Source organism: Streptomyces sp. NBC_00370 (genome assembly GCF_036084755.1).
GTDB lineage: Bacteria > Actinomycetota > Actinomycetes > Streptomycetales > Streptomycetaceae > Streptomyces.
On the sequence record NZ_CP107968.1, the window covers coordinates 7,776,425 to 7,792,858 of the forward strand.

Annotated in this window: 1 protein-coding gene; it reads left to right on the forward strand. The window is 73.2% G+C overall.

The features are described from left to right. Positions 1–9 precede the first annotated feature (9 nt). Positions 10–16,383 (forward strand): type I polyketide synthase, encoded by a 16,374-nt coding sequence (locus OHS57_RS34335; RefSeq protein WP_443043014.1) that lies wholly within the window; start codon positions 10–12, stop codon positions 16,381–16,383. Positions 16,384–16,434 lie beyond the last annotated feature (51 nt).

Below are 16,434 nucleotides of genomic sequence, written 5' to 3' on the forward strand. Positions count from 1 at the left end.
GAGCAGACGATGAATGCCCCCACCGAAAATGCCCCCACCGCGGGTGTCGTAGAAGCACTCCGCGCCTCGATGAAGGAGGCCGAGCGGCTCAGGCGGCAGAACCGCATGTTCGTCGCGGCGGCCAAGGAACCCATCGCCGTCGTCGGAATGAGCTGCCGGTTCCCCGGCGACGTCGTCTCCCCCGAAGGACTCTGGGACCTCGTCGCCTCCGGCACCGACGCCATCTCCGGATTCCCCACCGACCGGGGCTGGGACCTGGAAGCGCTGCGCGACAGCTCCACCGACGCGCGCGACACCTCCGTCAGCCAACAGGGCGGATTCCTGGACTGCGTGGCCGACTTCGACCCCGGTTTCTTCGGCATCTCGCCCCGCGAGGCGGCCACCATGGACCCCCAGCAGCGGCTGCTGCTGGAGACCACCTGGGAGGCCGTCGAGCGGTCCGGCATCGACGCCACCACGCTGCGGGGCTCCAGGACCGGCGCGTTCATCGGCACCAACGGCCAGGACTACGCCTACCTGCTGGTCAGGTCGCTCGACGACGCGACCGGCGACGTGGGCACCGGCATCGCCGCCAGTGCCGTGTCCGGCCGGCTCTCGTACACCCTCGGGCTCGAAGGCCCCGCGATCACGGTCGACACCGCGTGCTCGTCGTCGCTGGTCGCCCTCCACCTGGCCGTGCAGTCACTGCGCAACGGCGAGTGCGGTCTCGCGCTCGCGGGCGGCGTCAATGTGATGTCGACGCCCGGGTCGCTGATCGAGTTCAGCCGCCAGGGCGGTCTGGCGCGCGACGGCCGGTGCAAGGCGTTCGCCGAGTCCGCCGACGGCACCGGCTGGTCCGAGGGCGCCGGTGTGCTGATGCTGGAGCGCCTGTCGGACGCCCAGCGCAACGGACACCCCGTCCTCGCCCTGGTCCGCGGCTCCGCGGTCAACCAGGACGGCGCCTCCAACGGCTTCACCGCGCCCAACGGCCCCTCGCAGCAGCGGGTCATCCGGCAGGCGCTCGCCAACGCGGGGCTCGCCCCCGCCGACGTCGATGTGGTGGAGGCGCACGGCACCGGCACACCGCTGGGCGACCCCATCGAGGCACAGAGCCTCATCTCCGGCTACGGACAGGACCGCGAACAGCCCTTGCTGCTCGGCTCGGTGAAGTCCAACATCGGCCACACCCAGGCCGCTTCCGGCGTCGCGGGCGTCATCAAGATGGTCATGGCGATGCGGCACGGCGTCGTCCCGAAGACCCTGCACGCGGACGAGCCCTCGTCGCACGTCGACTGGTCGGCGGGCAAGGTCGACCTGCTCACCGAGGCCCGCGAGTGGCCGGACGCGGGCCGCCCGCGCCGTACGGGAGTCTCCTCGTTCGGGGTCAGCGGCACCAACGCGCACGTGATCATCGAGCAGGCCCCGGCCGTCGGGGCCGCCCCCGCCGAACCGGCGGAGACCACCCCCACCCGCGCTGCCACCGCTGTGCCGTGGGTCGTCTCGGGACGGACCGCCGAGGCACTGCGGGACCAGGCGACCCTGCTGCTCGGCCGACTTGAGCGCGAACCGGATCTGCGTCCTGTGGACACGGCGCTGTCCCTGGCGACGACCAGGGCGAGCATGGAGCACCGCCTCGCCGTCGTCGCCGACGGGACCGCCGCAGCGGGCCGCCGGGCGCTGGAGGCCTGGCTCGCCGACGGCGCGGCCCCGGGCGCGGTCGAGGGCACGGTGACCGGGCGTACGAAGTACGCGGTGCTGTTCTCGGGTCAGGGTTCGCAGCGGCTCGGCATGGGCCGGGAGCTGTACGAGCGGTTCCCGGTCTTCACCGAGGCGCTGGACGCCGTACTGGCCGAGCTGGACGACGAGTTGGACCGTCCGCTGCGAGATGTCATCTGGGGCGACGACGCGGACCTGCTGAACGAGACCGGCTGCACGCAGCCCGCGCTGTTCGCGGTCGAGGTCGCGCTGTTCCGGCTGTGGGAGTCCTGGGGTCTGGCACCGGACTTCGTGGCAGGGCATTCGATCGGTGAGATCGCCGCCGCACACGTCGCCGGAGTGTTCTCGTTGACGGACGCGTGCCGTTTGGTGGTGGCGCGTGCTTCGTTGATGCAGGCGCTGCCGGCCGGTGGTGCGATGGTGGCGGTGCGGGCGACGGAGGACGAGGTGCTGCCGCTGCTGGTCGACGGCGTGTCGGTCGCAGCCGTCAACGGGCCCTCTTCCGTGGTGGTTTCGGGTGCCGAGGACGCTGTCCTCGCGGTCGCCTCCCTGCTCCAGGAGCAGGGTCGCAGGACGAGCCGGCTGCGCGTCTCGCACGCCTTCCACTCGCCGCTGATGGACCCGATGCTGGACGACTTCCGTGCCGTCGCGGAGACCCTGACGTACGCCGAGCCTTCGGTGCCGGTGGTATCGAATCTGACCGGCCGGCTCGCGAGCGCCGACGAGTTGTGCTCCGCCGGGTACTGGGTCCGGCATGTCCGCGAGGCGGTCCGATTCGCCGATGGCGTACGGACGTTGGGCGAGCAGGGGGTGGCCACGTTCCTGGAGCTGGGGCCCGACGGTGTGCTCTCCGCCATGGCGCAGGAATCGGTCCCGGGCGGCGCGGCGACCGTACCGTCACTCCGCAAGGACCGGCCCGAGGAGACCGCGGCCGTCACCGCGCTGGCCCAGCTGCATGTGCGCGGTGTACGCGTCGACTGGCCGGCGTTCTTCGCCGGAACCGGCGCGCGTCAGGTCGAGCTGCCGACGTACGCCTTCCAGCACGAGCGGTTCTGGCCGAAGACGACCTTCCGTCCCGCGGACGCGGCCGGGCTTGGGCTGACCTCCGCCAACCACCCGCTGCTCGGCGCCGCCATGTCCGTGGCCGGCTCCGACGAACTGCTGCTCACCGGCACGCTGTCGCTGGCCACCCACCCCTGGCTGGCGGACCATGTCGTCAGCGGCATGGTCTTCTTCCCCGGCACCGGATTCCTGGAGCTGGCGATCCGCGCCGCCGACCAGGCCGGCTGTGACCGGGTCGAGGAACTGATGCTGGCGGCCCCGCTCATCCTGCCCCGCACCGGCGCGGTCCAGGTCCAGATCGCCGTCGGCGGCGCCGACGACGAAGGCCGCCGTGAACTGCGGTTCTACACACGCCCCGCCGACGCCCCCGACGACGAGTGGACACTGCACGCCTCCGGGCGGATCGGTGAAGGGGAGCGGCGGCTCGACTTCGACGCCTCCGTATGGCCGCCCAAGGGCGCGACCGTGGTGGACGTGGCGGGTCTGTACGACCGCTACGCGGGCAACGGTCTTGAGTACGGCCCCGCCTTCCGCGGGCTGCGCGCCGTCTGGCGCCGTGGCGACGAGATCTTCGCCGAGGTGGCACTCGACCGTGACGTCAGCGACGCGGACTCCTACGGGATGCACCCGGCGCTGTTCGACTCCGTCCTGCACAGCACGGTGTTCGCGAGCGCGGACGGCGACGACCGCAGCCTGCTGCCGTTCGCGTGGAACGGTGTGTCGCTGCACGCCTCAGGGGCGGCCGGCCTGCGCGTACGGGTGACCAGCAACGGCCAGGACTCGGTACGGCTGGCGGCCGTCGACCCGCAGGGCGAGCCGGTGATCTCGGTGGAGTCGCTGGTCCTGCGCGCTGCGGGACCCCAGCCGGCGGCCACGGCCCGCCGCGACGAACTGAACTCGCTGTTCCGGGTCGACTGGGTGCAGGGCAAGCCGGAGAAGGTCTCCGAGAACACCGGTTGGGTGGTGCTCGGCCGGGACGACCTGAGCCTGACGACCGCTCTCGGCGCGACGGCCGGGATACGGCTCAGCCCTCCGGTCGCCACGCTCGACGAGCTGGCCGACGGCGGGACGGTGCCGGAGGTCGTGGCCGTGCCGCTCCAGGGCGACAGCGCGCGCGCCGCCGAGTCCGCGCACGAACTCGCCGGTCACGCGCTGACGTTGGTGCGGGAGTGGCTGGCCGACGACCGGTTCGCCGCCTCGCTGCTGGTGTTCGTCACGCGCGGCGCGGTCGAGGACGGCGCGGAAGACGTCTCCGACGTGGCCGCCGCCTCCGTATGGGGTCTTGTACGGTCCGCGCAGGCGGAGAACCCGGGCCGGTTCCTGCTGGTGGACGTGGACGCGTCGGACGAATCAGCTGCCGTAATCCCCGCGTTGCCGGGCCTGGTCGACGCCGACGAACCGCAGGCCGTGGTCCGCGCGGGCGCGCTACGGGTCGGCCGGCTCGCGCGGCTGGAGTCGGGCACGGGGCTCGTACCCCCGGCCGGGGTGCCGTGGCGGCTGGGCAGCCGGGCGAAGGGCAGCCTGGACGGGCTCACGCTGGCGCCGTTCCCCGAGGTCCTCGAGCCGCTGACCGGACGTGACGTACGGGTCGAGGTCCGCGCGGCGGGCGTGAACTTCCGCGATGTCCTCAACGCCCTGGGCATGTACCCCGGCGACGCGGGGCTGTTCGGCTCCGAGGCGGCCGGTGTGGTGGTCGGGACCGGCCCTGACGCGACCGATCTGCGGGTCGGCGACCGGGTCACCGGCATGCTGTTCGGCGGCTTCGGCACCCATGTCGTCGGCGACGAACGCCGGATGACCCCCGTACCCGAGGGGTGGTCGTGGGAGACGGCGGCTTCCATGCCGCTGGTGTTCCTGACGGCCTATCACGCGCTGGTGGAGCTGGGCGGGCTTGAGCGCGGTGAGAAGGTGCTGATCCACGCGGGCGCCGGTGGTGTGGGGATGGCGGCGATCCAGGTGGCGAACCATCTGGGCGCCGAGGTGTTCGCTACGGCGAGTGAGGGCAAGTGGGACGTCCTGCGGTCGCTGGGTGTCGCTGACGATCACATCGCTTCCTCGCGTACGACGGACTTCGCGACGGCGTTCGACGCGGTCACCGGCGGCCGGGGTGTCGATGTTGTACTGAACTCGCTCGCGGGCGAGTTCGTGGACGCTTCGCTGCGGCTGACCGCGCCCGGCGGCCGGTTCCTGGAGATGGGCAAGACCGACATCCGCGACGAGGCGGAGCTGCCCGACGGAGTGAACTACCGTTCGTTCGACCTCGGTTGGGTGGACCCGGCCGGTATCCAGCGGATGCTGACCGCTCTCATGGAGCTGTTCGAGCAGGGAGTGCTGGAGCCGCTGCCGGTCCGCACCTGGGACGTACGCCGGGCGCGGGACGCGTTCCGGTTCATGAGCATGGCCAAGCACGTGGGCAAGATCGTGCTGAGCATGCCGCCCGTATGGGACGCCGAAGGAACCGTCCTGATCACCGGCGGGACCGGCGGTCTCGGTGGGGTACTGGCCCGGCATCTCGTCGCTGAACGCGGCGTGAGGCAGCTGCTCTTGACGAGCCGGCGCGGTATCGAGGCGCCGGGCGCGGCCGAGTTGGCCGCCGAGCTGCGGACGCTGGGTGCAGAGGTCGCTGTCGAGGCATGTGATGTGGCGGACCGGGAGGCGCTGGCCGCGCTGTTGGCTTCGGTGCCTTCCGGCCATCCGCTGACGGCCGTGGTGCACACGGCGGGTGTGCTGGACGACGGCGTGGTCGGTTCGCTGACGCCTGAGCGGCTGGACACGGTCCTGCGGCCGAAGGTCGACGCGGCCTGGCACCTGCACGAACTGACCCGCGACCTCGATCTCGCCGCCTTCGTGCTGTATTCGTCCACGGCAGGCGTCCTGGGCGGCCCGGGACAGGCCAACTACGCGGCGGGCAACACGTTCCTCGACGCGCTCGCCGCCCACCGGCGCGCGCAGGGACTGCCAGGACTCTCCCTCGCCTGGGGCGCCTGGGAGCAGGGCGTCGGCATGACCAGCACCCTGGAGGACAAGGACGTCCGCAGGGTCAGCGGCTCCGGAATGCCCCTGCTGTCCGTGGAGCAGGGCCTCGCCCTCTTCGACGCCGCGACAGGCAGCGACGAGGCACTGGTTGTCCCGCTCGGCATCGGCGGCGGCGCGATCCCCGCGGCAGCCGGCGTCCCCGCCCTCCTGCGCGGGCTCGTACGCACCGGCCGCCGCGCGGCCAAGTCCGGCGCGGCCGGCGTGTCCCGGGCAGGTCTCGTCGAGCGGCTGGCCGCGCTCAGTGAGCACGAGCGCCCCCGGCTGCTGGTCGATCTGGTCCGCACCGAAGCGGCCGTGGTGCTCGCGCACTCCTCACCCGAAGCCATCGTCGCCGAACGGGAGTTCCGCCAGCTGGGCTTCGACTCGCTGACCGCCGTCGAACTGCGCAACCGGCTCTCCGCCGCCACGGGCCTGACGCTGCCCGCCACCCTGATCTTCGACTACCCCACGCCCACCCGCCTTGCCGGCTACCTGCTGGACGAACTGGTCGGCGCCGCCGACATCGCGGCCGTCACCGCACGCGAGTCGGCACGCGCCGCCGACGACACCGACGAGCCCATCGCGATCGTCGGGATGAGCTGCCGCTTCCCCGGCGGGGTCGAATCCCCCGAAGGGCTCTGGGACCTCGTGCTCTCCGGCGAGGACGCCATCACCGGATTCCCCACCGACCGTGGCTGGCAGGCCGATTCCACCATCGGCGCCACCGAGGGACAGGGCGGATTCCTGCGGGACGTGGCCGACTTCGACGCCGAGTTCTTCGGGATCTCGCCGCGCGAGGCCCTTGCCATGGACCCGCAGCAGCGCGTGCTGCTCGAAGTCTCCTGGGAGGCCGCCGAGCGGGCCGGCATCGACCCGGCGACCCTGCGCGGCAGCCGGACCGGTGTCTTCGTCGGGGTGAGCGGCCAGGACTACGTCGGGCTCGTCATGCGCTCCAAGGACGACATGGCGGGCCACGCGACCACGGGCCTCGCCGTCAGCGTCGTCTCCGGACGGCTGGCGTACGCGCTCGGGCTCGAAGGCCCGGCGATGTCGGTCGACACCGCCTGCTCCTCGTCCCTGGTGTCCCTCCACCTCGCCGCCCAGGCACTGCGCAGCGGTGAGTGCTCGCTCGCCCTCGCCGGCGGTGTGACCGTGATGACCACGTCGGCCAACTTCGCCGGCTTCTCCCGGATGGGCGGACTGGCCGGCGACGGCCGGTGCAAGGCGTTCTCCGACTCGGCGGACGGCACCGGCTGGTCCGAGGGCGCTGCCGTACTCGTCGTGGAGCGGCTGTCGGACGCGCGCCGCAACGGACACCAGGTGCTGGCGGTCGTCCGGGGCAGCGCGGTCAACCAGGACGGCGCTTCGAACGGCCTGACAGCGCCGAACGGCCCGGCCCAGCAGCGCGTCATCCGGCAGGCCCTGGCCAACGCGGGCCTGGACCCGGCCGAGGTGGACGCGGTGGAGGCGCACGGTACGGGTACGCCGCTCGGCGACCCGATCGAGGCGCAGGCGCTGCTCGCCACGTACGGCCAGGACCGCGCGGCCGACCGGCCGCTGCTGCTCGGCTCGGTCAAGTCCAACATCGGTCACACGCAGGCGGCGGCGGGCGCCGCCGGGCTGGTCAAGATGGTGATGGCGCTGCGGCACGGCACACTGCCGCGCACCCTGCACCTCACCGAGCCTTCGTCGCACGTCGACTGGACGGCCGGCGCCGTGGAACTGCTGGCGGAGAACACCGCGTGGCCGGAGACCGGACACGCGCGCAGGGCCGGTGTGTCGTCCTTCGGCATCAGCGGCACCAACGCGCATGTGGTCCTGGAGCAGCCTGACCCGGCGCAGAACGGCGCTGACCGGTCGCCGGTCACGCCGGACGTGGCGCCCCGTGCGGTGCCCTGGCTGGTGTCGGCCAAGAACGAAGCGGCCCTGGACGGTCAGATCGGCCGGATCCGCGCCTTCGCGAAGCACCACACCGGGCACTCCCCGGTGGATGTCGGTTTCTCGCTGGCGACCAGCCGGTCGGCGTTCGAACACCGCGCCGTGCTGCTGGCCACCGGAGACGGTGTCGTGGACGTCGCCCGAGGGACGGCCACCGGTCGGACATCGGCGGTGCTGTTCTCGGGTCAGGGCAGCCAGCGGCTGGGGATGGGGCGCGAACTGTACGCCAGGTTCCCCGTCTTCGCGGACGCGCTGGATGCCGTACTTGCCGAGCTGGACGGTGAGTTGGGACGTTCGCTGAGGGATGTCATCTGGGGTGACGATGCGGAGCTGTTGAACAAGACCGGCTATACGCAGCCGGGGTTGTTCGCGGTCGAGGTGGCGTTGTTCCGGCTGGTCGAGTCGTGGGGTGTCACCCCGGACTTCGTGGCGGGCCACTCGATCGGTGAGATCGCGGCGGCTCATGTCGCCGGGGTGCTCTCGCTGGCGGACGCCTCACGTCTGGTCGCGGCGCGCGCGAAGCTGATGCAGGCGCTGCCTGCCGGTGGTGCGATGGTCGCGGTCCAGGCGACGGAGGACGAGGTGCTGCCGCTGCTGGTCGACGGTGTGTCGATCGCGGCGGTCAACGGACCCTCCTCAGCAGTCATTTCAGGTGATGACGACGCGGTGTCCGCGGTCGCCGCACAGCTCGTGGAGCAGGGCCGTAAGACCAACCGGCTGCGGGTCTCGCACGCGTTCCACTCGCCGCTGATGGACCCGATGCTGGACGAGTTCCGCGCGGTGGCGCAGACCCTGGCCTTCGAGGCGCCGCGGATCCCCGTCGTGTCGAACCTGACCGGTGATCTCGCGAGCGCCGAGGAGCTGTGCACGCCCGACTACTGGGTACGGCACGTTCGTGAGTCCGTCCGATTCGCCGACGCAATGAGGACGTTGGCCGAGCAGGGCGTCGGTTCGTTCCTGGAGCTGGGCCCCGACGGGGTGCTGTCGGCGATGGCGCGCGAGTCCCTGCCCGGCGACGCCGAAGTGGTCCCCGCACTGCGCAAGGACCGCTACGAGGAGACGGCGCTGATCAGCGCGCTGGGACGGCTGTACGTGACCGGCACCCCCGTCGACTGGACCGGGATCTTCGCCGGTACCGGCGCCCGGCGGGTCGATCTGCCCACCTACGCCTTCCAGCGCGAGCGGTTCTGGCCCGAGGTGGCCCCCGCCGTGTCCGCGGACAGTGCCGACCCGGCCGACGCGGAGTTCTGGGCGGCGGTGGAGAGCGCGGACCTGGCGTCCCTGTCGGCGGGCCTGGACGTGGACGGTGACTCCCTCGGGGCCGTACTGCCCGCACTGTCGTCGTGGCGCAGCCGGCGCAAGGCCCGCTCGACCGTCGACACCTGGCGCTACCGCGCGAGTTGGCAGCCCCTGACCCTGGACAGCTCCGTGGCCACCCTGCCGGGGACCTGGGTGGTAATGGTCCCGACCGCATGCGACGACGCATGGGTGACCCCACTGATCGCGGGTCTCGGACAGACCGCGGTGCGCGTGGACGCCGGTGACACCGCCAGCGACTGCGCGGAACGGCTGTCCGACGCGGTGGCGTCGAGCGGCGGTGACATCGCCGGGGTCGTGTCACTGCTGGCACTTGACGAAAAGTCAGATCGTACCGGGGTGCCCGGCGGCCTGCTCTCCACCGCCGCTCTTGTCCAGGCACTCGCCGACGCCGACCTCGCGGCCCCGCTGTGGGCGGTCACCAGGGGCGCGGTGTCGGTCGGCCGGTCCGATGCGCCGGTCAGCCCGGCGCAGGCCGCCGTATGGGGCCTCGGCCGGGTCGCCGCGCTCGAACACCCGCAGCTCTGGGGCGGTCTGGCCGATCTCCCGGCGGAGCTGGACGACCGGGCCGTACGGCGGTTCGTGGCCGTGCTGGCGGGCCGGGGCGACGAGGACCAGGTCGCCGTCCGCGCCTCAGGAGCGTTCGGCCGGCGGGTGGTGCCCGCCCCCACGGCGGAGACCGTGGGGGAACGCGAGGAGCGCTGGGAGCCGTCGGGCACCGTGCTCATCACCGGCGGTACCGGCGCGCTCGGCGCGCGGGTGGCCCGTCGGCTCGCGAGCGAGGGCGCCCGCCGTCTCGTCCTGCTCAGCCGCCGTGGCCCGGACGCCCCGGGCGCGCGGGAGTTGCAGGCGGAGCTGACGGACCTCGGCGTGGACGTCACCCTCGCCGCCTGCGACGCGGCCGACCGTGAGCAGCTGCGCCAAGTGCTCGAAGAGATCCCGGCCGACTGCCCGTTGACCGCTGTGGTGCACACGGCCGGCGTGCTGGACGACGGTGCGCTGACCGGTCTGACACCCGAGCGGTTCGGGACGGTGTTCCGGTCGAAGGTCGCCTCGGCCCTGCTGCTCGACGAGCTGACCCGCGAGCTGGACCTCTCGGTGTTCGCGCTGTTCTCGTCGGTCGCAGGCTCGGTCGGCAACCCGGGCCAGGCCAACTACGCCGCGGCCAACGCCGTCCTCGACGCGCTGGCCGAACGACGGCGCTCGCTGGGCCTCCCCGCGACCTCCGTCGCCTGGGGCGCGTGGGGCGGCGGCGGTATGGCCGCAGACACACCGTCCACGGCGCCCGACACTGAGTCCGGCACCGCGGCCGACACGGCGTCAGGCACGGCGGCCGGCACGGCGTCAGGCACCGCGCAGCCGTCCGGTCTGCTCGACCCCGAGCTGGCGGTCTCCGCACTGCTCCGCCTGGTGCGGGAGCCGGAGCCGACCGTGGTCGTCGCCGATCTGCGCCGGCCGCAGCTGCTCGAAGCCCTGCTGAGCCTGCGGCCGGGGCCGCTGCTGAGCGAGCTGCCCGAGGCCAGGCGTGCGCTGGAGACGGCGCGCGCGGCACGGCAGGCGAGCGAGTCGGCGGCGACCGGGCTGCGGGAGCGGCTGCTCGGCGCGTCGGAGAGCGAGCGCACGGCCGTACTGCTGGCCGCCGTACGCACCGAGGCCGCCGCGGTGCTCGGGCACGCGGGCGCCGAAGCCATCAAGGGTGACAAGGCCTTCCGCGACCTCGGTTTCGACTCGCTGACCGCAGTCGAACTGAGCAACCGGCTCGCCCGGCTCACCGGTCTCACGCTCCCCGCCAGCCTGGTGTTCGACTACCCCACGGCGCAGGCGCTCGCCGGTCATCTGGTCGCCGAACTGCTCGGCGAGCAGCCCGACTTCGGCACCGGTTCCGACCTCGCTGCCGGCACCCGGGGCGTCAGCTCCGGGAGCGTCGACACCGACGACCCGATCGTGATCGTCGGCATGGCCTGCCGCTTCCCCGGCGGGGTGCGTTCGCCCGAGGACCTGTGGCAGCTGCTGACCGACGGCAGGGACGGCATCTCCGCGTTCCCCACGGACCGCGGCTGGAACCTCGACGTCCTGGCCGGTGACGGGCAGGGCCGCAGCGCGACACGGGACGGCGGATTCCTCTACGACGCCGCCGACTTCGACCCCGGCTTCTTCGGGATCTCGCCGCGTGAGGCCCTTGCCATGGACCCGCAGCAGCGCCTGCTGCTGGAGACGTCCTGGGAGGCCGTCGAGCGCACCGGCACCGACCCCGCGACGCTGCGCGGCAGCAGGACCGGTGTGTTCATCGGCACCAACGGCCAGGACTACGCCAACCTGATCCTCCGGGCCGGCGAGGACGTGGAGGCCCACGCCGGCACCGGACTCGCCGCGAGCGTCATCTCCGGCAGGCTCTCGTACGCCTTCGGCTTCGAGGGCCCCGCGGTCACCGTCGACACGGCCTGCTCCTCGTCCCTGGTGGCCCTGCACTGGGCCGCCCAGGCGCTGCGCTCGGGCGAGTGCTCCATGGCGCTGGTCGGCGGGGTCACCGTCATGTCGACCGCGACCAGCTTCGCCGGGTTCACCCGGCAGGGCGGCCTCGCCCCCGACGGCCGCTGCAAGGCGTTCTCCGACTCCGCCGACGGCACCGGCTGGTCGGAAGGCGTCGGGGTGGTCGTCGTCGAGCGGCTGTCGGACGCCCGGCGCGGCGGCCACGAGATCCTGGCCGTGCTGCGCGGCTCCGCGATCAACCAGGACGGCGCTTCGAACGGCCTGACCGCCCCCAACGGTCCGTCGCAGCAGCGGGTGATCCGCCAGGCCCTCGCCAGCGGCGGGCTCACCCCGGCGGATGTCGACGCCGTGGAGGCGCACGGCACGGGTACGACGCTGGGCGACCCGATCGAGGCGCAGGCGCTGCTCGCCACGTACGGGCGTGACCGCGACCCGGAGCGGCCGCTGCTGCTCGGCTCGGTCAAGTCGAACCTCGGCCACACCCAGGCCGCTGCCGGTGTCGCGGGCGTGCTCAAAATGATCCTGGCGCTGCGCAACGGCGCGCTGCCGCAGACGCTCAACGTGAGTGAGCCGTCGACCCGGATCGACTGGTCGGCGGGAGCGGTGGAACTGCTCACCGAGCAGGTGGAGTGGCCGGACACCGACCGGCCCCGGCGGGCCGGCGTGTCGTCCTTCGGGATCAGCGGCACCAACGCGCATGTGATCCTGGAACAAGGTCCCCCCGCGCGGGAGGCGGCCTCCGCGCGCCCGCCGGCCGCCGTGACGCCGGCCGCCGTGCCGTGGCTGGTGTCCGGTGCCGACGAAGCCGCGCTGGAGGGGCAGGTGGAGCGGCTGCGGTCCTTCGTGGCCGAGCGCCCCGAGCTGTCGCCGGCCGACATCGGGTTCTCGCTCGCCACCAGCCGCTCGGTGTTCGAGCACCGCGCCGTGCTGCTGCGGTCCGGCGACTCGGTCGCCGAGGTCGCCAGGGGAGTGGCCGCCGAGCGGCCGGCCGCTGTGCTGTTCTCCGGCCAGGGGTCGCAACGGCTCGGCATGGGACGCGAGCTGTACGGGCGCTTCCCCGCCTTCGCGGACGCGCTGGACGCCGTACTCGCCCGGCTGGACGGGGAGTTGGACCGGCCGCTCCGCGACGTCATCTGGGGTGACGACGCGGAGCCGCTGAACCGGACCGCGTTCACCCAGCCCGCCCTGTTCGCTGTCGAGGTGGCGCTGTTCCGGCTGGTGCGGTCGTGGGGCGTGACGCCCGGCTTCGTCGCCGGGCACTCGATCGGAGAGATCGCCGCAGCGCATGTGGCGGGGGTGTTCTCGCTGGAGGACGCCTGCACCCTGGTCGTCGCCCGCGCCAGGCTGATGGAGGCGCTGCCGTCCGGCGGTGCGATGGTCGCCGTACAGGCGACGGAGGACGACGTTCTTCCGCTGCTGACCGACCGGGTCTCCGTCGCCGCCGTCAACGGCCCCGCTTCGGTGGTGCTGTCGGGCGACGAGGACGCGGTCCTGGAGATCGCCGCGCACTTCACCGCCCTCGGCCGCAAGACCAGCAGGCTGTCCGTGTCGCACGCGTTCCACTCGCCGCTGATGGACCCGATGCTGGACGAGTTCCGCGCCGTCGCGCGCGGGCTGGCCTTCGAGGCGCCCCGGATCCCGCTGGTGTCGAACCTGACCGGACGACTCGCGACCGCCGACGACGTGTGCTCCGCCGACTACTGGGTGCGGCACGTACGCGAGACCGTCCGGTTCGCCGACGGTGTACGGACGTTGGCCGACCAGGGTGTCGGTACGTTCCTGGAGCTGGGCCCGGACGGGGTGCTCACCGCCCTGGCCAGGGAATCGCTGCCGGACGACGCCGTGACCGTACCGCTGCTCCGCAAGGACCGCTCCGAGGAGCTGACCGCCGTCACCGCGCTGGCCCGGCTCCACACGAACGGGGTCGCCGCCGACTGGACGGGGATCTTCACCGGCACGGGTGCGCGCCGGGTGGAGCTGCCGACCTACGCGTTCCGGCACGCGCGCTTCTGGCCTTCGGTGGTGGCCGCCGCAGGGGACGCGTCGGGGCTCGGCATGGTGGCCGCCGGCCATCCGCTGCTCGGCGCGGCGGTCGAACTGGCCGAAGGCGAGGGCGTGTTGTTCACCGGACGGCTCTCCGTCCAGTCCCAGCCCTGGCTGACGGCCCATCAGATGCTCGGCAGGACCGTGCTCCCGGCGGCTGTCTTCGCCGAGCTGGCCGTACGCGCCGGTGACGAGGTCGGCTGCGACCAGGTCGAGCACCTCACCCTCGCCGCAGGTCTCGTCGTGCCCGAACAGGGCGCGGTGCGCGTGCAGGTACGGGTGGGCGCGGCCGACGAAGCGGGCCGCCGCGCGCTGCACGTGCACGCGCGTCCCGAGGCCGGAGCGGAGCTGCCGTGGACCCTGCACGCCAGCGGCGTACTGGCCGCCGGCGACCGTACGCCGGAAGCCCGGTTCGACACCGCCGTGTGGCCCCCGGCCGACGCCGAAGCCGTGCGCCTGGATCCCGAACCGGAGGGTTCGAACCTGGAATGGGCCGGTATCGCCGAGCAGTTGGGTCTCCGGGCCGCCTGGCGGCGGGACGGCGAGGTGTTCGCCGAGGTGGAACTCACCGAAGAGGCCGGCGCCCACGGGGCGTTCGCGATCCATCCGGCGCTGCTGACCGCCGCGGTCGGCGCGGCCGGGCTGCTGGACACCGACGGCGCGGCCACCGACCGCCTCCCGGAGCCCGCCGAATGGCACGGGCTGACCCTGCACGCCGCCTCCGCCACCACCCTGCGTGTGCGGCTCTCCCGGACCGGTGCGGACACCGTCTCGCTGGCGGCCACCGACGAGGAGGGCGCGCCGGTCCTCTCCGTACGCTCCCTGACCCTGCGCCCGCTCACCGAAGCGGCGACCGCCACGGCAGCAGGCGCGGGCGCCTCGCTGCTCGGCGTCGAGTGGGTGCCTGCCCCGGTGACCGCGGGCTCCTCCGCGGACACCCGGTACGCGGTCGTCACGACGGACACGGCATGGGCGACCGGTGCGCCGGACCTGCCCGGCCCGTCCGCCGTACGCGTCGACTCTCTGACCGAACTCCTCGACACCGAAGGCCCGTTGCCCGATGTCGTGCTGGCCCCTGTCGGCCATGACCTGACCGGTACGCCCGGCCCGTTGCCGGCAGCCGTGCGGACCGTGACGACCGCCGTGCTGGACCTGCTGCGGCAGTGGACCGCCGACCGGCGGACCGCCGGATCACGGCTGGTCTTCGTGACGCGGGGCGCGGTGCCCGCCGGTGACAAGGACGTACCGGATCTGGCCGCCGCCCCGGTGTGGGGCCTGGTGCGCTCCGCGCAGTCGGAGAACCCCGGCAGCTTCCTGCTGCTCGACCTGGACGACACGGCCGCCCTGCCCGACGCCCTCCCCGCCCTGCCAGGACTGCTGGCAGCCGGGGAGACACAGGCGGCGCTGCGCGGCGGCGAGCTACAGGTGGCCAGGCTGGCGCTGCTGCCGGAACGCGCCACGCAGGCGCGCCACGCGGTCCGCGCCTGGGACCGTGACGGTACGGTCCTGATCACCGGCGGTACCGGAGGGCTGGGCGGTGAACTGGCGCGGCACCTGGTCACCGGACACGGCGTCAAGCACCTGCTGCTGGTCGGCAGGCGGGGCCCCGAAGCGCCGGGCGCGGCGGAGCTGCGGGCCGAACTGACCGCCCTGGGCGCCGAGGTGACCGTCGCCGCCTGCGACGTCGCCGACCGTACGGCGCTGGACGGGCTGCTGGCGGCCGTACCGGCCGAGCATCCGCTGACCGCCGTCGTGCACTGCGCCGGGGTGCTGGCCGATGCCACGATCGGCTCCCTCACCCCCGAACTGCTCGACCAGGCCCTGCGTCCGAAGGCGGACGCCGCCTGGCAGCTGCACGAGGCGACCCGGGGCCTGGACCTGGCGGGTTTCGTCCTCTACTCCTCGGTCTCCGGTCTCACCGGAGGTCCGGGACAGGGCAACTACGCGGCGGCCAACGCGTTCCTGGACGCGCTGGCCCAGCACCGCGCGGGCCTCGGCCTGCCGGCCCTGTCGCTGGCCTGGGGCCCGTGGTCGTCCGACGGCGGTATGACCAGCGGACTCAGCGACACCGACCTGGGGCGGATGGCCCGCTCCGGGATGCTGCCGCTGTCGGTCGAGCAGGGCCTCGCCCAGTTCGACGCCGCGACGGAACGCGACGAGGCGCTGGCCGTGCCGGTACGGATCGCCGCCGGCACGCCGCGCGACCCGGCCGACGTCCCGGCGGTCCTGCGGGGGCTGCTGCGGACCCGGCGCCGTACGGCCGCCACCGCACACGGCGGCGCGGCCGGCGCTCTCGCCCGGCGCCTCACCGGGCTGGGGGACGAGGAGCGCGAGACGCTTCTGGTCGACCTGGTACGGGCCGAGACCGCCGCCGTACTGGGGCACACCAGCCCGGACACGATCCCGGCCGACCGGGACTTCAGCCGGCTCGGTTTCGACTCCCTGATGGCGGTCGAACTGCGCACGCGGCTCAACGCGGCAGCGGGTGTGCGGCTGGCCGCCACCCTCGTGTTCGACCATCCCACGCCGGTCGCCGTCGCCCGGCATCTCGGCGCCACACTGCTCGGCGGCAGCACCGCACAGGACACGAGCCCGTCCCCGCTGGCCGAACTCGACCGGCTGGAGGCGGCGCTCGCCGGGGGCGTACTCGACGACGTCACCCGCACCGGGGTCACGGGGCGGCTGCGGCAGCTCCTCGCGCGGTGGGAAGGCGCCGACCCCGAGACCGACGAAAACGCGACCACGGAACGGATCGAGGCGGCGAGCGCCGATGAGGTCCTCGCCTTCATCGACAACGAGCTGGGCCGGTCGGCGGACTCCTGACCGACGGCCCGACTCCCTACGCGCTCGAAAAAATCTGAGGAAGGTGCACGG